We start from the raw sequence: 23,341 nt of genomic DNA, 5'->3' as shown, positions 1-23,341 counted from the left end.
TAATCCCGATAATCCTACTGAAATAATATGAATTAAATACAGTATAAAACATTCCTAATAAATGTCAACCATCAAATCGTTACCATAAAAAACGAAAAAACCCTTCCTGCGCAAGCAGGAGGGGGCTTCTCTCTATTCTATTTTCCAAACATTATGACAAGTCTTGGACCTTACTCCGATGCTACGGATACCTCTTTGGCTCTCATGCCTGCACCGGCACTTTTTCCTTCCGAATCCTCGGACTTGGGAGCCGATGCCTGATTCGTTGTCCGCAGCGGAATTTCCTTCAAGAAGAATACGAGCAGCAATGCGACCACAAGCACCAGCATCCCGGTAAGGAATACCATGGATAGCGTATTTCCGAGCGCATCGCGAATGCTGTCTATCATCTGCAGGAATAGTGGCTGCACATCTGCAGGAAGGCTTGCTTGCGTCTGTTCGATCAACGGCTTATTCATCAGCGTCTGCGGATTCGCGAACGATAGCATCTGCTGGGCCATCTGCGGATCCAAGGAGCTGAAGTCAGGCGCGCTCTCCGACTGAAGTGCATCCTTCAAATTCTTCGTCAGGTTATTCGACATAACCGTACCCATAACCGCGATACCGATCGTACCGCCAAGATTACGGAACAATTGGGAAGAAGCCGTCGCTACGCCAAGCTCTTTGTGCGATACCGCATTTTGCGTGGCCAGCGAGAATACCGGCATGCCCAAACCAAGACCGACACCGAAAATGATGGTACTGACCACGGTCAGCCACAGGTTATCCATGAATACCATGATACCCATGCCCACAATCATGATCGGTACGCCAAGCAGCGCGTAACGTTTGTACTTCCCGCTCTTCGCGATCAGCTGGCCCACGACGGCGCTCATTCCCATCATGAAGACCGACATCGGAATCGTTACATACCCGGCATAGGTAGGCGAAATGCCGAGTACGCCCTGCACGTAGAACGAGATGTAAATCATCGCGCCCATCAAACCGAAGTTCATAATGAATCCAATCAGATTGGAAACCGTAACGACGCTGTTCTTAAACAAACTCAGCGGCAAAACCGGTTCCTTGGCCTTTGTCTCAACAAATATAAAGATGATGGCCGATACGACCGAAGCCGCTATGAGACCGATAATTTCCGGCGATCCCCAAGGATATTCCGTACCTGCCCAAGAAAAGGCAAGCAGCAACGGAACGATGGCCGTTGTCAGGAATAAGGAGCCCAAATAATCGATGGATTGACCCGGTTTGCGTTCGACCTTAGGGAACAATGTCATGATCATGATAAAGGCAACGACGCCCAGCGGCAGGAAGATCCAGAATAACCAGCGCCATTCAATGTTATCGACCAGGTAACCGCCAAGCGTAGGACCCAGGACACTGGAAAAACCGAATACCGCCGTCATCAGGCCCATCCATTTACCACGTTCCCGCGGCGGGAATAAGTCCCCGACCGACATAAATGCCGTTGACTGGATAATGCCGGCACCGATACCTTGAATACCGCGATAAATGATAAACTGATACACGTCTGTCGAAGTACCCGTCAGGAAAGCCCCTAACATGAAAAACAATATACCTATCATTATAAACGGCTTACGTCCGAACATGTCGGACAGCTTGCCAACCAGTATGGTAGCGATCGTTGATGTTAACAAATAAATGTTGATGGTCCATGTATAATAATCCATGCCATCGAGAATGGCGATAATCCGCGGCATCGCGGTGCTTGTTATCGTCTGGTTAATGGCTGCGAAGAACATCGCAGCCATGATCGCGATCATAATCGAAACTTTACGTTTAAGCGTTAAATGCTCCATGCTCCACCTCTACCCGTTGTGATTGTTTTTATCTATGTTTGACAGCATCAAGGAGAAGATTCTTCTTAAATGCTGAATGTCTTCCTCTGAGAGGAAGTCGAAAAATCCCTGGATCATTTCTTTTTGATCCTTCTTCACTTTCTTAATGATCTCAAGCCCCGGTTCCAAGAGCGTGATGTTGACAACTCTGCGGTCATCCTCGGCGCGTTCTTTCTGCAGATATCCTTCTGCAACCAATTTATCCGTCAGTCCGGTTATAGCCGGCGGCGTCAAAGACAAAACTTCAGCAAGCTCCGAGACCTTTAGAGGTCCTCTCATCTTTAATACATACAGCACCTGAAATTGAGGGAAACTTAAATTGTATTTCCCGGCGCTCGACTTGTTCCATTCTTGAGAAATGTTCTTCAGCAGCGCCCGGAACATCGACGACACCTTAAAAATCTCTTCATTGCGATCCAACCATATCACCCCTTACTGCTCCAAGAAATTACTTATCTAATTAATGATTAAATATTAATTATTTAAGTGCTTAATTAATTTGCAATTAATAATATATCTCTATTTACATATGAAGTCAAGTGTTAACGATGTCAGATGATCATGCTCGGAAGCCAGCTTCATTCTTTCTATCCTCAACCTGTGCACATGATGTGAACAACATGCCCCAAAACACGCGAACGTATCCCTAATGTGCTCACCATGATGTGCATATCTTTGTGGACAACCTGACTACAATTGTCTTGTCCACTTTTCCAACACAGTGGACAGACTTCGTGCAGAGGACGGTGTGTTGCCATAACCGGGAGACCTATGCTTCGAGAATTATGCTTTCAGACACCACAAAAAAGCCCTTGACCGTAATGGTCAAGGGCTTGGTAAATCGAATATTAACGTTTGGAGAACTGAGGCGCGCGACGAGCTGCTTTAAGACCGTATTTCTTACGTTCTTTCATACGAGGGTCGCGAGTCAGGAATCCAGCTCTTTTCAGAGAAGGACGGAATTCAGGATCTGCTTTCAGAAGAGCACGGGAGATACCGTGACGGATTGCTCCAGCTTGACCGGAGATGCCGCCACCGTGAGCGATGACAAGCACGTCATATTTGCCCAGTGTTTCTGTCAGATTCAAAGGTTGTTTAACGATCAGTTTGAGTGTTTCCAAACCGAAATATTCATTGATATCACGTTTATTGATGACAATGCGTCCTTCACCCGGTACGAGGCGTACACGTGCTACCGAGTGCTTACGACGACCTGTCCCATAGTATTGTACTTGTGCCATGAAACTGTCCTCCTTTTTAATTAACCGCGAAGTTCGTAAACTTCTGGTTTTTGTGCTTCATGTGGATGTGCCGTGCCTGCGTATGCTTTCAGTCTCAGCTTCATTTTCTCGCCCATGCGAGTTTTAGGAAGCATGCCGTGAACCGCGCTTTCGATTACACGCTCTGGGAATTTAGCAATCAGGTCTTGAGCTGAAGTTACTTTCAATCCACCTGGATGCAGGGAGTGACGATAGTATTTCTTGTTCTCCATCTTTTTGCCAGTGAGGTGGATTTTCTCGGCGTTGATAACAACCACGAAATCCCCTGTGTCAACATGTGGAGTGAATTGAGGCTTATGTTTGCCGCGGATCAGAGCCGCAACTTCACTTGCCAAACGGCCAAGCGTTTTGCCTTCGGCATCAACGATGTACCATTTGCGCTCAACTTCATTTGGCTTCGCCATATAGGTGGTACGCATGTATAGTTCCTCCTTGTATTCGTCCGAAAATCATCATTAATTTTCATCATTTATCTTCGTTCATGTGTAAAGCATTTTCATGGTGTTGCTGTCTTGCTATTGGCATTCTCTTAACCGGGGCTGTGGGAGAGCCGTTAAGAAAACACAACTTATATAATACAGGATTACGCCCACTTCCGCAAGTGTTTTTTGCTTTTCTACCTTACACCCTGCGGTTTGATTCAAACAAGCCGCCAAACGCATCCCGAACGCTTTCCGGTTCTTTGGGGAACAGCCGTCTGCGTGGCACGTATCGCGTCAGTCATTGCAGCTTCTCTTGGCCGGCGATATCGTAATCCACTTCCCATAACATCAAGCCCTTGCCCATCGCTGTGGGACCGGCTGCCGCCCGATTTTGGGCTTCCAATATGACCTTCATATCATCCGGATGGCGCTTGCCTTCCCCTACCTCTATCAACGTTCCCATAATGATCCGGACCATGTGCTGCAGAAACCCGTTCCCGGATACGTACGTATGAATGATTCCTTGATCTCTGGTGCCTGGGCGGCACATGGATGTATCCTTCTCGATCCAAGCATCAAAAATCGTACGGACATGGGACGGCTTCGTCGACTTTCGTGACGCAAACGTTGTAAAGTCGTGCGTTCCGATCAGATGAGAAAGTCCCTGCTCCATCGCTGCGATATCCAGTTTTCCATGATGATGGATCTGGTACCGCCGGTTGAATAGATCCGGATATTGATTCGCATTAATGGTAAAACGATAGGTTTTGCGTTTCGCTGCATGGCGGGAATGGAATTCCATCGGTACCTCCATTGCATCCGAAACCACGATATCTTCCGGCAGCCAAGTGTTTAATGCCATGCACCAACGCTCCACGGGAATGGGGGAAGCCGTGTAAAAATTAAATACCTGGGCGCGGGCATGCACCCCGGCATCTGTCCGGCCGGAAGCCGTAATCTTGAGCTGCTCTCCGGACAAGCGGCGAATGGCTTCCTCCAAATAGTCCTGAATCGTGTGGCCACCGGGCTGGGTCTGAAAGCCGTTATAATCGGTACCGTCGTAACTGACCTTCATCAGAAGATTACGCATTGCTTGCCTCCTGCGTGCTTTCATCGAATGATTCCGAAACGAAACTTGCGATTTAGAACCTCATCAGCATCGCTGATAACTCATGAGTTCCATATCTATCAAAAAAAGAGCCCCATAGGAGCTCCTTTTCATCATGTTAAGCCGCACCCTTCGAGTCAGCCACATGACTAGAAGGTCCCCGTTATCGTAGCCCATGGAGTAGTCGAGACGAGTCGAACCAAATGATCGACTATATCTCGCACCACTTCCCGTTCATGGCTCCTAGAATAAACATCTGAAGAGCCGGGCATACATAACTTCAGTCACTTCAATGGAACAAAAACGAAATTACGCGCGATCTACCAGTTCCAAATAAACCATTGGAGCTGCGTCACCACGACGAGGACCCAGTTTCAGGATACGCGTGTATCCGCCTGGACGCTCTACGTAGCGAGGAGCGATTTCGGAGAACAATTTTTGGATTGCATCTTGTTCACCGTCAACCGTTTCACGACGCACGAATGCAGCTACTTGACGACGAGCGTGCAGATCACCTTTTTTTGCTTTTGTGATCAGTCTCTCAGCGATCGAACGAACTTCTTTCGCTTTGGCTTCAGTCGTTTGAATACGCTCATATAAGAAAAGGTCGGTTACCAGGTCACGGAACAACGCTTTACGCGCACTGGAATCGCGGCCCAACTTTTGGTATGCCATGTGTTTTTCCCTCCTTTGCTAAGCTAAGCCGAATCTGTTATTCTTCCGTACGAAGTCCCAGGCCCAACTCTTCGAGCTTCTCTTGAACTTCCTCCAAGGATTTGCGTCCGAGGTTCCGGACTTTCATCATATCCTCTTCGGTTTTCGTAGTCAGCTCTTGTACCGTATTAATGCCGGCACGTTTCAAGCAGTTGTAGGAACGAACGGAAAGATCCAGCTCTTCGATCGTCATTTCAAGCACTTTTTCTTTCTTGTCTTCTTCTTTCTCGACCATGATCTCCGCATCCTTCGCTTCGTCGGTCAGACCCACGAAGAGGAACAGATGCTCAGTCAAGATTTTCGCGCCGAGACTAACGGCTTCTTCTGGGCGGATGCTGCCATCCGTCCAAATTTCAAGCGTCAGCTTGTCGTAGTTGGTTACTTGGCCAACACGCGTATTTTCCACGCCGTAGTTAACACGGCTAATCGGAGTGTAGATCGAATCGACGGGAATGACGCCGATAGGCTGGTCATCGCGTTTGTTCCGATCCGCCTGGACATAGCCACGACCGCGACTGGCAAAAATACGCATATGAAGTCTTGCACCAGGGCCCAGCGTCGCAATATGAAGATCCGGATTCAGAATCTCCACATCACTATCCGCACGGATGTCACCAGCAGTAACAACCCCTTCACCCTCCGCATCAATCTCGAACACTTTCTCTTCATCGGAATGAATTTTCAGAGACAAAGCTTTCAGGTTCAGGATGACCTCGGTCACGTCTTCCATGACACCCGGAATCGTGGAGAATTCATGAAGCACGCCATCGATTTGAATCGATGTGACGGCTGCACCCGGGAGTGAGGATAACAAGATGCGGCGAAGCGAGTTCCCCAGCGTCGTGCCATATCCTCTCTCTAGAGGCTCAACAACGAATTTCCCATAGGTTCCTTCTTCATTGACATCAACGGTCTCAATTTTCGGCTTTTCGATTTCAATCACGCAAGTACCCCTCCTTCAAACGTCGCTCCTATATGAAACTGTCATCTTATCCAGTAATCCATGTAGTAGTATGCCTAAACAACCATTATTAGCAGATTGCAACGGATTTATACCACATTAACAGGATGACTTCATTATACGCGACGACGTTTTGGTGGGCGGCATCCGTTATGTGGAATTGGTGTTACGTCTTTGATCAGGTTCACTTCGAGACCTGCTGCTTGCAGGGAACGAATTGCTGCTTCACGACCAGCACCAGGACCTTTAACCATGACTTCCACCGCTTTCATACCGTGTTCCATAGCCGCTTTGGCAGCTGTTTCAGCAGCCATTTGCGCAGCGAACGGGGTCGACTTACGGGAACCTTTAAATCCAAGGCCGCCGGAGCTTGCCCAAGAAATCGCGTTTCCGTGAGGATCCGTAATCGTTACGATTGTATTGTTGAACGTGGAGCGGATATGAGCCACGCCACTTTCAATATTTTTGCGGTCACGACGTTTAGTACGTACGACTTTTTTTGGTTTAGCCATTGTCTATTATCCCCCTTTCTTATTTCTTCTTGTTCGCTACGGTACGACGAGGACCTTTACGTGTACGAGCATTCGTTTTAGTACGTTGACCACGAACAGGCAATCCACGACGGTGACGAATACCGCGGTAGCAGCCGATCTCCGTGAGACGTTTAATATTTAAGGAAATTTCACGACGCAGGTCACCTTCTACCTTAACCATACCATCGATCGTTTCGCGCAATTTGCTGACTTCATCTTCTGTCAAATCACGGACACGAGTGTCTGCATTGATTCCAGTTTCTTTCAATACTTTCTGGGAAGTCGTTTTACCGATTCCGAAAATGTAAGTCAAGGCGATCTCAACGCGTTTGTCACGTGGCAAATCCACACCAGCTATACGAGCCATTTTACGCTACACCCCCTTCTTTAACCTTGTTTTTGTTTGTGTTTCGGATTTTCACAGATAACCATTACGTTCCCTTTGCGGCGAATGACTTTGCATTTTTCGCAAATAGGCTTTACAGAAGGTCTTACCTTCATGCTAATTACCTCCTCCAAGTTTTACGTTGTAAAACCAGCTTCGAAACTAAAGTAGTTTGTTACCGCTGCTGAGTTTTACGTCAGTAAAACCGCTTCGCAGCTTTCCTTGATTCCCCGGGGGAACCTTGAATCTATTTACGGTACGTGATACGACCTTTGGTTAAATCGTACGGCGAGAGTTGAACAACCACTTTGTCTCCTGTAAGGATACGGATAAAGTGCATCCGCAGCTTTCCGGAAACATGAGCGAGAATCTGGTGACCATTCTCCAGCTCGACTTTAAAGGTAGCATTCGGCAACGGCTCGATGACCGTTCCTTCGACTTCAATGACATCTTCTTTAGCCACAGTTAGTCTCCTTTCTGATCTGCCTTGGATTTATCGGATACAAATTGGCCAAGTGCGAAACGCAATTTACCGTTTGTAACCCGACCGCTTTCTTGCAAACTGTTTACCACTTCACTGCTAATGTAGGATTGAGGTTCAAGATGAAGAACATTCTTCTTCTTGGCCCCGTCAAACTTGCGTTTGTCCCCATCCGCGATCCACACGAACCTGCTGTCCTCAATCGAAACGATAACGGCATACTGTCCGGCATCTCTGCCCTTCAGTATCTTAACAATCTGACCGGGTTGAAGCGTGATTTCATGATTCAATGTCATCACCCTATTCCGGCAGCTTCGTCAAAATTTCCATGCCATCCGGCGTGACTGCTACCGTATGCTCGAAGTGAGCACATAGTGAGCCGTCAACCGTAACAACCGTCCAGTTGTCTTCCAGCGTCTTGACATGCCGTTTCCCGGCATTGACCATCGGCTCAATCGCGAGCACCATGCCCGGTTTGAGTCTTGGTCCGCGGTCAGGAATGCCATAGTTCGGAATTTGCGGATCCTCATGCAGATCGGTACCCACGCCATGACCAACGTACTCCCGGACGACAGAGAAACCTGCATCCTCGATATGACGCTGAATGGCATGAGAGATTGTAAACAAGCGGACATCGGGTTTGACTAGCGCAAGTCCAGCATAGAGCGATCCTTCCGTAACGTCCAGCAAACGCTGGGCCTCTTCGGAAATTTCTCCTACAGCGTAGGTCCATGCCGAGTCACCATGGTAACCCTGGTATTGCGCGCCGATATCAAACGTAACGATATCGCCCTCGATCAATTTGCGTTTGCCTGGAAATCCATGCACCAATTCTTCGTTGACTGATGCGCAAATGCTGGAAGGAAATCCGTTGTAGCCTTTAAAAGATGGCACAGCGCCTTGGCTTCGAATGAACTTGTCGGCCATCAGGTCCAGTTCCCCGGTCGTAATGCCCGGTTCAACATGAGCGGCAAGGAGTTTGTGGCATTCCGCCACGATCCTTCCTGCTTCTCTCATCAAGCTCAGTTCCGTTTCGGATTTACAAATGATCATTATACTTAACCTCTCAGTATAGACGCAATTTGTGATGAAACCGCGTCGATTTCCTGATCACCATCGATTTGACGCAAAAGACCTTTGTTCTCATAAAACGTGAGGAGTGGTGCTGTTTTGTTGATATATTCGTCTAAACGAATGCCGACGCTCTCTTCGTTATCATCGGAGCGTTGGTACAATTCGCCGCCGCATTTATCACAAATGCCTTCCTGTTTAGGAGGATTAAAGATCACATGATAAGTCGAACCGCAGTTTTTGCAAATCCGGCGGCCGGTTAGGCGGGCCAGAAGCTTTTCCCGATCCACTTTCAGGTTGATGACGTGATCGAGACCAGTATTCAAGCGGGCGAGAATGTCATCCAGCGCTTCCGCTTGCGAAAGGGTTCTTGGAAAGCCGTCCAATAAAAAACCTTTTTCGCAATCGGACTGCTGCAGACGCTCTTCCACAATACCAATCGTTACGTCATCGGGTACCAGCAGACCCTGATCCATGAATTCCTTCGCTTTGATCCCGATGGGAGTTCCTTGTTTAATCGCGAGACGAAATGCATCGCCTGTAGAAATATGAGGAATACCGAATTCATTCACGATGTTTTCTGCTTGCGTTCCTTTTCCTGCCCCAGGAGGACCCATGAATAAGATGTTCACCTTACGTCACTCCCTCCCCTTGATTGACTAGCAAGAACAACACAATAGGCGCCGGGAAGCGATACAGACCACTCGCCGGAACCTATCGCCTATTTATTGATAAAACCTTTGTAATGACGTTTGATCAGTTGGCTTTCGATCTGCTTCATCGTATCCAGTGCAACACCGACGACGATCAAGAGGGACGTGCCACCAATCTGAACCGTACGAGGAAGACCTGCAAGTGATCCGAAGAACACCGGAAGTACGGAGATCACGGCCAGGAACAGAGCTCCTGTCATGGTCAAACGGGTCATAACCCGTGTCAGATACTTCTCGGTAGCTTTACCAGGACGAATGCCCGGCACATAGCCGCCGTTCTTCTTCATATTATCAGCCATTTGGTTCGGATTCATCTGCACGAAGGTGTAGAAGAACGTGAAACCAATGATCATGAGTACATACAGTACCATTCCAAGCGGGCTGTCATAAGCCAGGTTCGCCGTAATCCATTTCGCCCAATTCTGGTGTGCCCAGAAGCTGGCCAGGATAACCGGGAACTGCAGCAATGACATCGCAAAGATGACCGGAATAACGCCTGCTCCGTTAATCTTGAGCGGAATGTGTGTGTTCTGTCCACCGTACATTTTGTTTCCTACAACACGCTTCGCGTATTGAACCGGAATTTTACGGATACCTTGCTGAATGAATACAACACCGGTAATGATCAGAACCAAAATCAAGAGGATGATGACACCCTTCAGAATGTTCATGAAGACCTGACCATCCTGAATGAAGTTCGATTCAATCGTTGTCCGAATGTGCATCGGAATACCAGCAGCGATACCTGCAAAGATAATGATCGAAATACCGTTACCGATTCCGCGTTCCGTAATCTGTTCGCCGAGCCACATCAAGAATGATGTACCTGCAGTAAGAACGATCGCGATCACGACGAAGTCGATAAAGGTTGCTCCAGGAACCATTTCGGCGCCATACAGGCGGTTAAACCCGATGGACATACCGAACGCCTGAATCAGACCCAGTATTACCGTACCATAACGAGTAATTTGAGCCAACTGCTTCTTCCCGTGTTCCCCTTGTTTGTTCCATTCCGCGAACTTTGGAATGACGTCCATCGACAGCAATTGCACGATAATGGACGAAGTAATATATGGAAATATCGAAAGGGCGAAGATCGAAAACTGCGATAACGCGCCCCCCGAGAACGTGTTAAGAAGACCGAACAACTCATTGCCTGCCTGATTCGTCTGGGTAAAGACATCCTTGTTAACACCGGGAACCGGTACAAAGGATCCGATACGGAAGATGATCAGAACGAATAAGGTGAACAAAATACGCTTGCGAAGGTCCTCGACACGCCATATATTTTTCAGGGTCTTAAACATTAGATCACCTCGGTTTTACCGCCGGCAGCCTCGATCTTCTCTACCGCAGATTGAGAAAACTTATTAGCTTTTACAGTCAAAGAAACGGTAACTTCACCGTTGCCAAGAATTTTGATTCCGCTCTTTGTATTGTTAACAATACCGCTCTCAACCAAAACTTCTGGAGTCACTTCAGTACCTGCTGCAAAGCTGTTAAGTTCTTCGATGTTCACAATCGCGTACTCTTTCCGAGTTGGGTTTACGAAACCGCGCTTCGGAAGACGACGATACAATGGGTTCTGTCCACCTTCGAAGCCTGGACGTACACCACCGCCGGAACGAGAGTTTTGTCCTTTGTGACCGCGACCCGACGTTTTACCCGTACCGCTACTAGTACCGCGTCCAACGCGCTTGCGCTCTTTGCGGGATCCAGGTGCTGGGCTCAGCTCATGTAACTTCATCGTTCGTTGCACCTCCTTAATATGTCCGGGGATAAACTGCCCGGGATTAACCTTCGATTTCTTTAACAGAAACCAGGTGATTTACTTTCTTGATCATTCCGCGAATTGCAGCATTGTCGCTTTGAACCACGGAATGGTTGATTTTGCGAAGTCCGAGTGTTTTCACGGTTGCACGCTGATCCTCTGGACGACCAATCACGCTGCGTACGAGGGTGATTTCAAGTTTAGCCATGAGATTCCCTCCTTAACCCAACAGCTCTTCGACGGATTTGCCGCGAAGCTTGGCAACATCTTCAACACGCTTCAGGCGGGACAAGCCTTCCAAAGTCGCATTGACCATGTTCATGGAGTTCGAAGAACCTAGAGATTTTGTCAAAATGTCGCCTACGCCAGCCAGCTCGAGTACTGCACGAACCGGTCCGCCAGCGATAACCCCAGTACCTTCAGATGCCGGCTTCAACAATACGCGGCCTGCTCCGAAGTGTCCTGTTACGAGGTGAGGAATAGTGGTTCCAACAAGTGGAATGTGAATCAGGTTTTTCTTAGCATCTTCAATACCTTTGCGGATTGCATCCGGTACTTCGCCTGCTTTACCGATACCTGCTCCTACCCAACCTTTGCCATCACCGACAACTACCAGTGCGCTAAAGCTAAAGCGACGTCCGCCTTTTACAACTTTAGCAACGCGGTTAATGTTTACTACTCTTTCAGTCAGTTCTAAAGTGTTAGGATCTACACGCAAGTCGTTTACCTCCTTTTGAAAATATCTTAGAATTCAAGGCCTGCCTCGCGAGCTGCCTCTGCAAGTGCTTGAATACGTCCATGGTACAAATATCCACCACGATCGAATACGATCGATTTATAACCTTTGTCTGCTGCACGTTTTGCAACGAGTTCGCCGACTTTACGAGCGGATTCAACGCTTCCGCCGTTCTTGATGTCGTTAACCAGTTCTTTGTCCAGCGTAGAAGCTGATGCCAAAGTCACGCCAGCCACGTCGTCGATCAATTGAGCATAGATGTGTTTCGAAGAACGGAACACGTTCAGACGTGGACGTTCTGCAGTGCCTTGGATTTTCTTACGGACACGCAGGTGTCTTTTCAGACGAGCTTTGTTCTTGTCTTGTTTCGTGATCATGCTTCCATTTCCTCCCTTCAGTTTTGCCTTAAGAGCTTCACTTTTAGACGCATCGGGTAAGTATGGGAGAAGAGGCAAGTTATCAACCAGGTAGATCCCCAGTCAGCTAACCTTACTTCTTCTTACCAGCTTTACCTTCCTTACGGATAATGCGTTCACCTTCGTATTTAATCCCTTTACCTTTGTAAGGCTCAGGCTCACGTACGGAACGAATCTTAGCAGCGTATGCACCTACGCGCTCTTTATCGATACCGCGAACCGTGATTTTCGTGTTAGCCGGTACGTCGAATTCAATACCTGGCTCCGGTGTAATTTCAACTGGGTGGGAGTAACCCACGTTCAGAACGATTTTATCTCCGGATTTGCTTGCACGGTATCCGACACCAACCAACTCAAGGTTTTTCGAGAATCCTTCAGTTACACCGTTGACCATATTCGAGACAACGCTGCGGGTCGTGCCGTGAAGAGAGCGATGTGTTTTGTTGTCGGAAGGACGAACAACATTGATCTCGTTGTTTTCTACTGTAATTTGCATGTCTTTATGCAATTCACGAGTCAAGGTACCTTTAGGTCCTTTTACAGTGATTACAGTGTTATCCAGTGTGACTTCCACACCGTTAGGAATAGCAATTGGTTTACGACCAATACGGGACATTCATTACACCTCCTATCTTGTGACGTTGATTACCATACGTAGCAGAGAACTTCTCCGCCAGCTTTGGATTGACGAGCTTCTTTGTCGGTCATAACTCCCTTAGACGTGGAGATGATCGCAATACCCAAACCACCAAGTACGCGAGGTACTTCGTTGCTCTTCGTGTAAACGCGAAGACCTGGTTTGCTGATTCTTTTCAGACCTGTGATTACGCGCTCGTTGTTGGAACCATATTTCAGGAATACACGAATGATCCCTTGTTTATTGTCTTCCACAAACTCTGCATCACGGATGAAGCCTTCACGCTTCAAGATGTCAGCGATTTGTTTTTTAATCGTCGAAGCAGGCATTTCTACTGTTTCGTGGCGAACCGTGTTCGCGTTACGAATACGAGTTAGCATATCTGCAATTGGATCGGACATAGTCATGTAGGATAAACCTCCTTCCCGTTTATAAACTTCTTACCAGCTTGCTTTTTTCACGCCAGGAATCTGGCCTTTATAAGCTAATTCACGGAAACAAATTCTGCAAATTTTAAACTTCTGCAGTACCGAATGTGGGCGACCACAACGTTCACAACGGGTATATGCCCGTACTTTGAATTTCGGTGTACGTTGTTGTTTAACTTTCATCGAAGTTTTTGCCACTTAGCCTGACACCTCCTAAATAGTTTCGGAGAAAAGGACAACCGTCTTATTTCGCGAAAGGCATGCCCAGTTGAGCAAGCAGTTCACGGGATTCTTCGTCGGTTTTGGCTGTCGTTACGATAACGATGTCCATACCGCGAACCTTATCCACTTTGTCATACTCAATTTCAGGGAAAATGAGCTGCTCTTTCAGACCGAGCGTATAGTTACCGCGTCCGTCAAATGCTTTGGTGGACACGCCTTGGAAGTCACGTACACGTGGAAGTGTAACGTTGAACAGCTTGTCGAGGAAGTAGTACATACGCTCACCGCGCAGCGTTACCTTCACACCGATTGGCATGTTCTCACGCAGTTTGAATCCCGCGATGGATTTCTTTGCACGGGTGATAACCGGTTTTTGACCAGCAATCAGCTGCATGTCGTTCACAGCGGAATCAAGCACTTTCGAGTTGGCTACAGCGTCACCCACACCCATGTTGATGACAACCTTCTCGATTTTTGGTACTTGCATTACTGTCTTATAGCTAAACTTCTGCATCAGAGCAGGAGTTACTTCGTTCAAAAAACGCTCTTTCATTCTTGCTGCCATGATTCAAGGACCTCCTTTCTAAACCGTCTTATTTATCGATAACTTCTCCGGATCTTTTAGCTACGCGAACTTTTTTGCCGTTGTCCAGTACTTTGTAACCGATACGAGTTACTTTTCCGCTCTTCGGATCAACGTGCATAACGTTCGATACATGGATCGGAGCTTCCTTCTCGATGATACCGCCTTGTGGGTTCATTTGGTTTGGCTTCTGGTGTTTCTTGATCATGTTCACACCTTCAACCAAAACACGATTTTCACGAGGGTACGCTGCGATGACACGGCCTTTTTTGCCTTTGTCTTTACCGCTGATGACGATAACTGTATCATCTTTTTTCACGTGCAGTTTGTTGCTATGGGATTCCAGAACTTTTTTCACTTTAGGCATTCGTTACACCTCCTATGACTAGCCAGTTCAACTATTTATCGGGTTCCCGAAAAGTTACGTCACTTTTTGGGGTGTTATTAGATTACTTCCGGAGCCAAGGAAACGATTTTCATGTAGTCTCTTTCGCGAAGTTCGCGAGCAACTGGTCCGAAAATACGAGTTCCGCGTGGGCTTCTGTCGTCTTTAACAACAACAGCTGCATTCTCGTCAAATGAGATGTAAGATCCGTCTTTACGACGTACAGAACGCTTCGTACGAACGACTACCGCTCTTACTACATCACCCTTTTTGACAACGCCGCCTGGTGTTGCTTGTTTGACGGAACATACGATCAAATCACCGATTTGAGCTGTACGACGACCAGTACCACCCAATACGCGGATACACATCAGTTCCTTCGCACCGGAGTTGTCAGCAACAGCTAAACGTGTAAATGGTTGAATCATTTAAATTTCCTCCTTCCATCAAAAACTGATCATATCTTAGATGATAACCGCTTTTTCAACCACTTCTACCAGTCTCCAGCGCTTGTCTTTGGAGAGAGGGCGAGTTTCCATGATTTTAACGGTATCTCCGATTTGAGCTTGATTGTTCTCATCATGCGCTTTAAATTTTTTCGTGTATTTAATGCGTTTGTGATACAAGTCATGCTTCTTATAAGTTTCAACAGCTACAACAATGGTTTTATCCATTTTATCGCTGACAACTTTACCGATTTGCACTTTACGAGCATTGCGTTCTTCGCTCATTTGTTAGCCTCCTTCCTGAATACAGAACATGACGTTCCATTTCATTAACTAATCCCAAGTTCTCTTTCACGGATAACGGTTTTAGCACGAGCTATTTCTTTGCGAACGTCACGGATCCGAGTCGGGTTATCAAGCTGGCCAGTGGCCAATTGAAAACGGAGGTTAAAGAGTTCCTCTTTAAATCCGGCGATTTTTTGCTCGATTTCTGCAGTGGTTAAGTTGCGCAGTTCATTAGCTTTCATTTGCTTCACCACCCACTTCTTCTCGTTTCACAAACTTCGTTTTTACAGGCAGCTTGTGAGCGGCGAGACGCATCGCTTCGCGGGCGATTTCCTCGGACACGCCTCCAAGTTCAAACATGATCTTGCCTGGTTTTACAACGGCAACCCATTTCTCAACGTTACCTTTACCGCTACCCATCCGCACTTCGAGAGGCTTTTGAGTAATCGGCTTATCTGGGAAAATCTTGATCCATACTTTACCGCCACGACGGATGTAACGAGTCATCGCGATACGAGCAGCTTCGATCTGACGGTTCGTGATCCAGCCTGGTTCTGTAGCTTGCAGACCGAATTCGCCGAAGTTCAGTTCAGTACCGCCTTTCGCTTGGCCTCTCATATGGCCGCGCTGTTGTTTGCGGTGTTTTACACGTTTTGGTACCAACATGATTAGTTGCCTCCTTCCTGAGCAGCTTGTTTCTTAGCCGTAGGAAGAACCTCTCCACGATAGATCCATACTTTCACGCCGATACGGCCGTAAGTCGTATGCGCTTCTGCTGTACCATAGTCGATGTCTGCACGAAGCGTATGAAGTGGAACAGTTCCTTCACTGTAGCCTTCCGTACGAGCAATCTCGGCTCCGCCAAGACGTCCGCTGACCGATGTTTTAATCCCTTTCGCTCCAGAGCGCATAGTTCTTTGAATCGCTTGTTTCAGTGCACGACGGAAAGATACACGACGTTCCAGCTGTTGTGCAATGCTTTCAGCAACAAGAATTGCGTCCAGTTCAGGGTTCTTGATTTCAGAAATGTTGATGTGAACTTTTTTACCGCCGGCGATTTTAGTCACTTGTCCGCGCAGTACTTCTACTTCGGAACCACCTTTACCGATAACCATACCTGGCTTCGCAGTGTGGATCGTCACGTTCACACGATTAGCCGCTCTCTCGATTTCGATACGGGATACAGCGGAGTCTTTCAATTTATTTTTCAGGTATTCACGGATTTTCACGTCTTCCAGCAAAAGATCACCGAAATCTTTGCCTGCATACCATTTGGATTCCCAATCACGGATAATACCGATACGGAGTCCTACTGGATTTACCTTTTGGCCCACACGTTTTCCCTCCTTATTTTTCAGCTACCACCAAAGTAATGTGGCTGGTGCGTTTATTGATCCGGCTTGCACGTCCCATCGCACGAGGGCGGAAACGTTTCATAGTCGGTCCCTGGTTGACATAAGCTTGCGTCACAACCAATTTAGTTACATCCAAAGAGTAGTTATGCTCAGCGTTTGCGATAGCCGAGTTCAAAAGCTTCTCAACAACCGGAGATGCAGCTTTCGGAGTGTGACGAAGAATTGCGATCGCTTCGCCCACTTGCTTACCGCGGATCAAGTCAACAACGAGTTGAGCTTTACGAGGAGCAATACGAATCGATCTAGCATGTGCTTTTGCTTCCATATGTTTAACCTCCTCTCAAACAAAGAGCTTCGTTAATTATCTTCTTGTTTTCTTATCGTCTTCATGACCTTTGTAAGTACGGGTTGGAGCGAACTCACCCAACTTGTGTCCTACCATGTCCTCAGTTACATATACAGGTACATGTTTACGGCCATCGTATACACCGAACGTGTGACCGATAAATTGCGGGAAAATAGTGGAGCGGCGGGACCAGGTTTTGATCACAGCCTTTTTGCTTGCGGCGTTCATATCCTCCACTTTTTTGAGCAGATATCCGTCAATAAAAGGTCCTTTTTTCAAACTACGGCTCATATTGAAATCCTCCCTTCATCAAATTGTCTCGTTACCTTCGGGCCTGACACGAAGTTATGCACTTAAGCGCGCATTACTTCGTGCGGCGGCGAACGATATATTTGTCAGAAGCTTTGCCTTTTTTACGAGTCTTAGCACCAAGGGTTGGTTTACCCCATGGAGACATAGGAGACTTACGTCCGATTGGAGCGCGGCCTTCACCACCACCGTGAGGGTGATCGTTAGGGTTCATGACGACACCGCGTACTTCAGGACGTTGTCCGAGCCAGCGGCTGCGGCCTGCTTTACCGATTTTGATCAACTCATGGTCTTGGTTACCCACAGAACCGATGGTTGCACGGCAAACTTTCAGGATGCGACGAACTTCACCGGAAGAAAGACGAACCGTTACGTACTTGTCTTCTTTACCGAGAAGCTGAGCTTCTGTACCAGCAGCACGAACCAATTGTCCGCCTTTGCCTGGTTTCAATTCGATGTTGTGGATAACTGTACCTACTGGAATGTTTTCCAGAGGAAGCGCGTTACCGATCTTGATGTCAGCACCTACTCCAGATACTACTTGGTCTCCAACTTTCAGACCTTTAGGAGCGATGATATAACGCTTTTCACCATCTACATAGTGAATCAGAGCGATGTTGGAAGTACGGTTCGGGTCGTATTCAATTGTAGCAACGCGACCTGGAATGCCGTCTTTATTCCGTTTGAAGTCGATGATACGGTATTTACGTTTGTGTCCGCCGCCATGGTGACGAACCGTAATTTTACCTTGGTTGTTGCGGCCAGCTGTTTTGCTCAGTGGAGCCAGCAACGATTTCTCCGGCTGATTCGTGGTGATTTCTTCGAAAGTCGACACGGACATGTTGCGTCGAGCCGGGGATGTCGGTTTATACTTTTTAATAGGCACTGAATTTTCCCTCCTTACTTAAGAAATTCTTATTCAACCGATTCAAAGAACTCGAGCGGTTTGCTGTCTGGTGCCAAAGTCACGATTGCCTTTTTCCATTCGGTTGTGTAACCGGAATAACGGCCGTAACGTTTTGGTTTAGCAGGGACACGCATCGTATTCACGTTCGATACTTTAACTTTAAAAATAGATTCGACAGCTTGCTTGATCTCGGTCTTGTTAGCACGGATATCCACTTCAAAAGCATATTTCAGCTCTGCCATGTAGTCAGCCGTACGTTCCGTGATCACCGGGCGCTTGATTATATCGCGTGGGTCTTTCATTACGCGAGCACCTCCTCTACCTTCTGAACTGCTTCCTTCGTAATGATCAGTTGATCGTACGACAGTACGTCAAGAACATTAATGCCGTCAGCCGCTACGAATTTCACACCAGGAATATTGCGTGCGGAAAGGGCTACATTATCATCATAGCTTGGAGCAACGATCAGAGCTTTACGGCCTACTTTCAGGTTGCTAAGGATGTTAGCAAACTCTTTCGTTTTCGGCGTGTTCAGCGTCAGTTGATCCAATACGATAATTGCGTTGTCAATCACTTTGGAAGACAAAGCGGATTTGATAGCCAAACGACGAACTTTCTTAGGAAGTTTAAACGTGTAGCTGCGCGGAGTCGGTCCAAATACCACGCCGCCGCCTTTCCATTGTGGAGAACGGATCGAACCTTGACGAGCACGGCCGGTACCTTTTTGTTTCCAAGGCTTACGTCCGCCGCCGCGTACTTCAGAACGTCCTTTTACTTTGTGGGTACCGCGACGAAGGGAAGCGCGCTGCAACAACACTGCGCTGTGCAGTACGTGTGCGTTCGGCTCGATGCCGAATACAGCTTCATTCAATTCTACTTCGCCAACCTGGCTACCGCTGACATTATAAAGTGCTACTTTAGGCATTGTTTGTTCCTCCTTTCTTTAGGCGATTATTTCTTCACCGTTTCTTTGATTTGAACGAAACCTTTTTTAGGTCCTGGAATGGAGCCTTTAACAAGGATTACGTTACGCTCTGCGTCGACTTTAACAACTTCGAGCTTTTGGATCGTAACTGTCTCATTGCCCATGTGACCTGGCAGACGCTTTCCTTTAGGAACACGGTTTGCCTGGATCGAACCCATGGAACCCGGTCTACGGTGATAACGGGAACCGTGAGACATTGGTCCGCGGCTTTGGCCCCAACGCTTGATTACGCCTTGGAATCCTTTACCTTTGGAAATACCCGTTACGTCAACAAATTCGCCTTCTGCGAAGACATCAGCCTTCAGCTCTTGTCCGACCTCGACACTCGCGAGGTCAACACCGCGAATTTCGCGAACGTAGCGCTTAGGCGCAGTGTTTGCTTTTTTCGCATGGCCTGCTTCTGGTTTGTTAGATCTGTTCTCTTTCTTATCGGAGAAACCAACTTGGATCGCTTCGTATCCGTCGTTTTCCAGATCTTTCTTTTGTAGAACAACACAAGGACCTGCTTCGATAACCGTTACAGGAATTACAACACCCTCAGGGGTAAATACTTGAGTCATTCCGAGCTTTCTACCTAAGATACCTTTCATGTTGACACCTCTTTTCTCTTCTCTAATTCGTTATGCAATGCTTACAGTTTGATTTCGATATCTACACCGGACGGCAGGTCCAAGCGCATCAAGGCATCCACAGTTTGTGGAGTCGGGTTCACGATGTCGATCAAGCGTTTATGTGTACGCATTTCGAACTGTTCCCGAGAATCCTTATACTTGTGCACCGCACGGAGAATGGTAATTACTTGTTTCTCAGTTGGAAGCGGGATCGGACCGGATACACCAGCACCCGAACGTTTTGCTGTCTCAACAATTTTCTCAGCGGATTGATCAAGAACTCTGTGGTCGTATGCTTTCAAGCGAATACGAATTTTTTGCTTTGCCATTTTATTCCCTCCTTCTATCGCCCAATTTGGTATCGGACATACTCCGTGAAAATTTTCCAACCACCCACCTCATGGCAAAGGGGCCGGGTGTGTCGGTAACCTCTCACATCATCGCAACGTCGCAGAACAACATTCACTATTATATATAAAAGATAGGCGCATTGCAAGCACTAATTCATATTTGATATGTATTTACATTCGCTCCGTGCTTTCCTTGAAATTTTCGGCTGAAACCGCAGCTTCGGACGTGGCTTCCCGGATGCTTCCAATCGTCATGGAGAGCAGCTTCATTTCTTTCTCCGCGCTCATCATTCGTTCTGCACTGGACTGTACGGACATCAGAATGCTGGAGAACAGCTTGCTGGATTCCTCGGACTGCCTCTTCCCTTGCATCGTTAGCCCTTGAACCTGGTTAATAGATTCTACCACTTCTGCCGTGATGGATCTCGACTTGGATACGATATCTGCAATTCGGTTCACGGTCGTCCTCGTGTCCTCCGACAGGCGGCTTACCTCTTGGGCTACAACGGCAAAACCCTTTCCATGCTCTCCGGCGCGTGCTGCTTCTATGGTGGCATTTAAGGAAAGCAGCTTGATCTGGGAGGCTATTTCCTGAACATTCACCGCTATAACGGAAATCTGCTTGGAGGATTCCTGAAGTTCTTGCACCGCATGCTGCATCCCGGCCGCGCTTTGGTCAATCGCATTCATTTGATCCTCCAACTCTGCTATTTTTGCTTCACCGGCCCTTGCATCCGATATCGAGCCCTGCGTTGTGGTCGAAGTGCGTTCAAATGTATCAGCCATCTCGCTACTGCTGGTCATCAGGCGTTCTACAGCCTCATTAATATCCAGCGTCAGCCCGGATAATTCGCTAACAAAAGCAGCAATGTTCTGTTTCAGCTCTTTTCTTACCCTATCATACTGGAACTGCTTCTCACTTAAGTTTTCTCTCTCGTAAGCTTCCAGCACTAGCTGCTGCTCCAGGCTAAGCAACTTGGTAATCGTCGACACTAGCCGTATTTGTTGTTCTTCTCCTACAACCTCTCTATAGATCATCTTGAAGAATTCGTTCTGTAAGTTCTGGAAAGCGGACAAGTACCATTTAGGCTCAAGCCCCACGCGCTTATGCACCTCGGCAATGCGCAGCCTTTTTGCCACATAAGCTTCATTGATTTCTCCATTCCATATTTCGAGAAGATGATCCTTTAATGTCTGCTTTAATCTTTCAATCGTACTGTGTTCCACGATAATCACCCTTAACTTATCCACACCCACGACAGATTGATAAAATGCTTCTGTTATCTCCTCGAGCCTCTCCTCCATTTGCGGACGGAGCTGCCTCAAAAGCTGAAGATCCCCCTCGGTAAGGCCAATCATCCGCATTTGATCATTCAACTCGCCTAATGGTTCTTGATACACATAACGGGCATCTTCTGAATTGCGCAGTTCTACTTCAGGCTGAACTTCATCTTCCAAACTCCTCTTCATCCATGCAAACGGACATTTCATACAGGCTGTGATCTCCATTCTATACAATAGATAGTTTCTAATTCCTTAACTGACTTCAATCAAAGATTGTAATCATACTGGAACCAAATAAATAGAATGAATCCTTCAATATATGGCATATTCTGTACAGTAAGCTTGACTAATTTTCTACAAATCCTACACTTAAGCCTTTAGTTTAGCCGCAAAGATTACAGGGGTATCACTACAAATAGAAAAAGAGCCCGATCCAAGGGATCAGACTCTTTTATCAGGACATCACACTGTTGCTCGTTACAATACACTGTTGCTATATGCAAGGCTGTTCGAAGCCTTAATTATTTAATGATGGAAGCAACGGAACCAGCACCTACGGTACGGCCGCCTTCACGAATGGAGAACTTAGTTCCTTCTTCGATGGCGATTGGGCTGATCAGGTTAACCGTTACAGTGATGTTATCACCAGGCATAACCATTTCAGAACCTTCTGGCAAGTTGATCACACCAGTTACGTCCGTAGTACGGAAGTAGAACTGTGGACGGTAGCCAGTGAAGAAAGGCTTATGACGTCCGCCTTCTTCTTTGCTCAGTACGTATACTTGAGCTGTGAACTCAGTGTGTGGTTTAACGGAAGCAGGCTTAGCAAGTACTTGACCGCGCTCGATTTGAGTACGCTCAACACCACGAAGCAATGCACCGATGTTGTCACCAGCTTGTGCGGAATCCAGCAATTTACGGAACATTTCAACGCCCGTAACAACGGATTTCTTAGTTTCTTCAGCGATACCAACGATTTCGATCTCGTCACCAACTTTGATCGTACCACGCTCTACACGACCTGTAGCAACGGTACCACGACCAGTGATGGAGAATACGTCCTCGACAGGCATCAAGAAAGGCTTGTCAGTGTCGCGCTCAGGCAATGGGATGTACTCGTCGATTGTTTTGAACATTTCAACGATTTTTTGTGCCCATTCTCCTTCTGGGTTTTGCAGAGCTTCACGAGCGGAACCACGAGTGATCGGAGTGTCGTCGCCTGGGAAGTCGTACTCGCTCAGAAGGTCGCGAACTTCCATCTCAACCAATTCCAAGAGCTCTTCGTCTTCAACCATGTCGCATTTGTTCAAGAATACAACGATGTAAGGAACGCCTACTTGGCGGGACAGCAGGATGTGCTCGCGAGTTTGCGGCATTGGGCCGTCAGCTGCGGATACAACCAGGATTGCTCCGTCCATTTGAGCAGCACCAGTGATCATGTTTTTAACATAGTCAGCGTGACCTGGGCAGTCAACGTGTGCGTAGTGACGAGCATCAGTTTCATACTCTACGTGGGAAGTAGAGATTGTGATACCGCGTTCGCGCTCTTCTGGAGCTTTGTCGATTTGATCGAAGGACATTGCTGCGCCACCGTAAGTTTTGGACAATACAGATGTAATTGCAGCAGTCAAAGTTGTTTTACCATGGTCAACGTGACCGATAGTACCGATGTTAACATGGGGTTTCGTACGTTCGTATTTAGCCTTTGCCATTTGAACAATTCCTCCTTAAGGGGATTATATATGTTGGGCCGGAAGCGGA

38 protein-coding genes are annotated in these 23,341 nt (G+C 47.3%); all 38 read right to left on the bottom strand.

Features of this window, described 5'->3' with window-relative positions; genetic code table 11:
* Positions 1-170: 170 nt before the first annotated feature.
* The gene (locus RB297_RS30400) at positions 171-1,817 is read right to left on the bottom strand and encodes a DHA2 family efflux MFS transporter permease subunit (protein ID WP_096777169.1); all 1,647 of its coding nucleotides are present in this window, start codon (positions 1,815-1,817) and stop codon (positions 171-173) included.
* 9 nt (positions 1,818-1,826) lie between these two features.
* On the bottom strand, positions 1,827-2,276 hold the full coding sequence (locus tag RB297_RS30395; RefSeq protein WP_096777170.1) for a MarR family winged helix-turn-helix transcriptional regulator: 450 nt from the start codon (positions 2,274-2,276) through the stop codon (positions 1,827-1,829).
* A 428-nt stretch (positions 2,277-2,704) separates the two neighbouring features.
* On the bottom strand, positions 2,705-3,097 hold the full coding sequence (gene rpsI / locus RB297_RS30390; protein ID WP_006212891.1) for a 30S ribosomal protein S9: 393 nt from the start codon (positions 3,095-3,097) through the stop codon (positions 2,705-2,707).
* A 20-nt stretch (positions 3,098-3,117) separates the two neighbouring features.
* Positions 3,118-3,555, bottom strand: coding sequence for a 50S ribosomal protein L13 (rplM, locus tag RB297_RS30385; RefSeq protein ID WP_009589234.1), 438 nt, complete (start codon positions 3,553-3,555; stop codon positions 3,118-3,120).
* A 301-nt stretch (positions 3,556-3,856) separates the two neighbouring features.
* On the bottom strand, positions 3,857-4,648 hold the full coding sequence (gene truA, locus RB297_RS30380) for a tRNA pseudouridine(38-40) synthase TruA (RefSeq protein ID WP_375122063.1): 792 nt from the start codon (positions 4,646-4,648) through the stop codon (positions 3,857-3,859).
* Positions 4,649-4,975: 327 nt separating this feature from the next.
* Positions 4,976-5,341: a 50S ribosomal protein L17 gene (rplQ, locus tag RB297_RS30375; RefSeq protein WP_009589203.1), complete on the bottom strand. Its 366-nt coding sequence runs from the start codon at positions 5,339-5,341 to the stop codon at positions 4,976-4,978.
* 37 nt (positions 5,342-5,378) lie between these two features.
* Positions 5,379-6,323 carry a DNA-directed RNA polymerase subunit alpha gene (locus RB297_RS30370; protein ID WP_006212895.1) on the bottom strand — a complete coding sequence of 315 codons (945 nt, stop codon included), beginning with the start codon at positions 6,321-6,323 and terminating at the stop codon, positions 5,379-5,381.
* Positions 6,324-6,457: 134 nt separating this feature from the next.
* Positions 6,458-6,853 carry a 30S ribosomal protein S11 gene (gene rpsK / locus RB297_RS30365; protein ID WP_009589209.1) on the bottom strand — a complete coding sequence of 132 codons (396 nt, stop codon included), beginning with the start codon at positions 6,851-6,853 and terminating at the stop codon, positions 6,458-6,460.
* A 19-nt stretch (positions 6,854-6,872) separates the two neighbouring features.
* The gene (gene rpsM / locus RB297_RS30360) at positions 6,873-7,241 is read right to left on the bottom strand and encodes a 30S ribosomal protein S13 (protein ID WP_006212897.1); all 369 of its coding nucleotides are present in this window, start codon (positions 7,239-7,241) and stop codon (positions 6,873-6,875) included.
* 20 nt (positions 7,242-7,261) lie between these two features.
* Positions 7,262-7,375, bottom strand: coding sequence for a 50S ribosomal protein L36 (rpmJ, locus tag RB297_RS30355; protein ID WP_003333770.1), 114 nt, complete (start codon positions 7,373-7,375; stop codon positions 7,262-7,264).
* A 131-nt stretch (positions 7,376-7,506) separates the two neighbouring features.
* Positions 7,507-7,722 (bottom strand): translation initiation factor IF-1, encoded by a 216-nt coding sequence (gene infA, locus RB297_RS30350; RefSeq protein ID WP_006212898.1) that lies wholly within the window; start codon positions 7,720-7,722, stop codon positions 7,507-7,509.
* A gap of 2 nt (positions 7,723-7,724) precedes the next feature.
* Entirely contained in the window at positions 7,725-8,036 is a 312-nt protein-coding gene (locus RB297_RS30345; protein ID WP_015737620.1) for a KOW domain-containing RNA-binding protein, read from the bottom strand.
* 4 nt (positions 8,037-8,040) lie between these two features.
* Positions 8,041-8,793 (bottom strand): type I methionyl aminopeptidase, encoded by a 753-nt coding sequence (gene map / locus RB297_RS30340; protein ID WP_015737621.1) that lies wholly within the window; start codon positions 8,791-8,793, stop codon positions 8,041-8,043.
* 5 nt (positions 8,794-8,798) lie between these two features.
* Positions 8,799-9,443, bottom strand: coding sequence for an adenylate kinase (locus RB297_RS30335; RefSeq protein WP_009589204.1), 645 nt, complete (start codon positions 9,441-9,443; stop codon positions 8,799-8,801).
* A gap of 89 nt (positions 9,444-9,532) precedes the next feature.
* Positions 9,533-10,831: a preprotein translocase subunit SecY gene (gene secY / locus RB297_RS30330; RefSeq protein ID WP_009589213.1), complete on the bottom strand. Its 1,299-nt coding sequence runs from the start codon at positions 10,829-10,831 to the stop codon at positions 9,533-9,535.
* Positions 10,831-11,271, bottom strand: a complete 441-nt coding sequence (rplO, locus tag RB297_RS30325; RefSeq protein ID WP_006212903.1) for a 50S ribosomal protein L15 — start codon at positions 11,269-11,271, stop codon at positions 10,831-10,833. Before rplO ends, secY begins: the two co-directional genes overlap by 1 nt.
* A gap of 46 nt (positions 11,272-11,317) precedes the next feature.
* Entirely contained in the window at positions 11,318-11,503 is a 186-nt protein-coding gene (gene rpmD / locus RB297_RS30320; protein WP_006212904.1) for a 50S ribosomal protein L30, read from the bottom strand.
* A 12-nt stretch (positions 11,504-11,515) separates the two neighbouring features.
* Positions 11,516-12,013, bottom strand: a complete 498-nt coding sequence (gene rpsE / locus RB297_RS30315; protein ID WP_009589212.1) for a 30S ribosomal protein S5 — start codon at positions 12,011-12,013, stop codon at positions 11,516-11,518.
* Between the two features lie 26 nt (positions 12,014-12,039).
* A complete protein-coding gene (rplR, locus tag RB297_RS30310; RefSeq protein WP_009589217.1) occupies positions 12,040-12,408 on the bottom strand; it encodes a 50S ribosomal protein L18 in 369 nt (122 codons plus the stop codon).
* Positions 12,409-12,520: 112 nt separating this feature from the next.
* The gene (gene rplF, locus RB297_RS30305) at positions 12,521-13,063 is read right to left on the bottom strand and encodes a 50S ribosomal protein L6 (protein ID WP_071221018.1); all 543 of its coding nucleotides are present in this window, start codon (positions 13,061-13,063) and stop codon (positions 12,521-12,523) included.
* Positions 13,064-13,092: 29 nt separating this feature from the next.
* Positions 13,093-13,491: a 30S ribosomal protein S8 gene (gene rpsH, locus RB297_RS30300; RefSeq protein WP_006212908.1), complete on the bottom strand. Its 399-nt coding sequence runs from the start codon at positions 13,489-13,491 to the stop codon at positions 13,093-13,095.
* 33 nt (positions 13,492-13,524) lie between these two features.
* Positions 13,525-13,710, bottom strand: coding sequence for a type Z 30S ribosomal protein S14 (locus tag RB297_RS30295; protein WP_013312154.1), 186 nt, complete (start codon positions 13,708-13,710; stop codon positions 13,525-13,527).
* 46 nt (positions 13,711-13,756) lie between these two features.
* Positions 13,757-14,299: a 50S ribosomal protein L5 gene (gene rplE, locus RB297_RS30290; protein ID WP_007132558.1), complete on the bottom strand. Its 543-nt coding sequence runs from the start codon at positions 14,297-14,299 to the stop codon at positions 13,757-13,759.
* Positions 14,300-14,327: 28 nt separating this feature from the next.
* The gene (rplX, locus tag RB297_RS30285) at positions 14,328-14,684 is read right to left on the bottom strand and encodes a 50S ribosomal protein L24 (RefSeq protein WP_006212910.1); all 357 of its coding nucleotides are present in this window, start codon (positions 14,682-14,684) and stop codon (positions 14,328-14,330) included.
* A gap of 77 nt (positions 14,685-14,761) precedes the next feature.
* Positions 14,762-15,130, bottom strand: coding sequence for a 50S ribosomal protein L14 (gene rplN / locus RB297_RS30280; protein WP_006212911.1), 369 nt, complete (start codon positions 15,128-15,130; stop codon positions 14,762-14,764).
* Between the two features lie 36 nt (positions 15,131-15,166).
* Positions 15,167-15,433 carry a 30S ribosomal protein S17 gene (rpsQ, locus tag RB297_RS30275; RefSeq protein WP_009589223.1) on the bottom strand — a complete coding sequence of 89 codons (267 nt, stop codon included), beginning with the start codon at positions 15,431-15,433 and terminating at the stop codon, positions 15,167-15,169.
* A 44-nt stretch (positions 15,434-15,477) separates the two neighbouring features.
* Entirely contained in the window at positions 15,478-15,675 is a 198-nt protein-coding gene (gene rpmC, locus RB297_RS30270) for a 50S ribosomal protein L29 (protein WP_007132561.1), read from the bottom strand.
* Positions 15,665-16,099, bottom strand: a complete 435-nt coding sequence (gene rplP, locus RB297_RS30265) for a 50S ribosomal protein L16 (protein WP_009589221.1) — start codon at positions 16,097-16,099, stop codon at positions 15,665-15,667. Before rplP ends, rpmC begins: the two co-directional genes overlap by 11 nt.
* Positions 16,100-16,101: 2 nt before the next feature.
* The gene (gene rpsC / locus RB297_RS30260; protein WP_006212915.1) at positions 16,102-16,767 is read right to left on the bottom strand and encodes a 30S ribosomal protein S3; all 666 of its coding nucleotides are present in this window, start codon (positions 16,765-16,767) and stop codon (positions 16,102-16,104) included.
* A gap of 13 nt (positions 16,768-16,780) precedes the next feature.
* Positions 16,781-17,113: a 50S ribosomal protein L22 gene (gene rplV, locus RB297_RS30255; RefSeq protein WP_015737624.1), complete on the bottom strand. Its 333-nt coding sequence runs from the start codon at positions 17,111-17,113 to the stop codon at positions 16,781-16,783.
* Positions 17,114-17,149: 36 nt separating this feature from the next.
* Positions 17,150-17,425 (bottom strand): 30S ribosomal protein S19, encoded by a 276-nt coding sequence (gene rpsS / locus RB297_RS30250; protein WP_006212917.1) that lies wholly within the window; start codon positions 17,423-17,425, stop codon positions 17,150-17,152.
* A 73-nt stretch (positions 17,426-17,498) separates the two neighbouring features.
* On the bottom strand, positions 17,499-18,329 hold the full coding sequence (gene rplB / locus RB297_RS30245; protein WP_009589218.1) for a 50S ribosomal protein L2: 831 nt from the start codon (positions 18,327-18,329) through the stop codon (positions 17,499-17,501).
* A 29-nt stretch (positions 18,330-18,358) separates the two neighbouring features.
* Positions 18,359-18,652 (bottom strand): 50S ribosomal protein L23, encoded by a 294-nt coding sequence (rplW, locus tag RB297_RS30240; RefSeq protein WP_006212919.1) that lies wholly within the window; start codon positions 18,650-18,652, stop codon positions 18,359-18,361.
* On the bottom strand, positions 18,652-19,275 hold the full coding sequence (rplD, locus tag RB297_RS30235) for a 50S ribosomal protein L4 (protein WP_009589231.1): 624 nt from the start codon (positions 19,273-19,275) through the stop codon (positions 18,652-18,654). Before rplD ends, rplW begins: the two co-directional genes overlap by 1 nt.
* A 26-nt stretch (positions 19,276-19,301) precedes the next feature.
* Positions 19,302-19,925, bottom strand: coding sequence for a 50S ribosomal protein L3 (gene rplC, locus RB297_RS30230; protein WP_009589211.1), 624 nt, complete (start codon positions 19,923-19,925; stop codon positions 19,302-19,304).
* A 41-nt stretch (positions 19,926-19,966) separates the two neighbouring features.
* Positions 19,967-20,275: a 30S ribosomal protein S10 gene (gene rpsJ / locus RB297_RS30225; RefSeq protein WP_009589214.1), complete on the bottom strand. Its 309-nt coding sequence runs from the start codon at positions 20,273-20,275 to the stop codon at positions 19,967-19,969.
* 192 nt (positions 20,276-20,467) lie between these two features.
* Complete coding sequence (locus RB297_RS30220) at positions 20,468-21,787, bottom strand: protoglobin domain-containing protein (RefSeq protein ID WP_375122062.1); 1,320 nt, start codon at positions 21,785-21,787, stop codon at positions 20,468-20,470.
* A 314-nt stretch (positions 21,788-22,101) separates the two neighbouring features.
* Positions 22,102-23,292, bottom strand: coding sequence for an elongation factor Tu (gene tuf, locus RB297_RS30215; RefSeq protein ID WP_009591967.1), 1,191 nt, complete (start codon positions 23,290-23,292; stop codon positions 22,102-22,104).
* Positions 23,293-23,341: the final 49 nt, after the last annotated feature.

Origin of the sequence: Paenibacillus sp. CR_12 (genome assembly GCF_041953985.1) — a bacterium.
GTDB classification, from domain to species: domain Bacteria; phylum Bacillota; class Bacilli; order Paenibacillales; family Paenibacillaceae; genus Paenibacillus_AQ; species Paenibacillus_AQ lautus_A.
The sequence above is the reverse complement of the archived record's forward strand: the minus strand, read 5'-3'. Positions and strand labels throughout refer to the sequence as shown.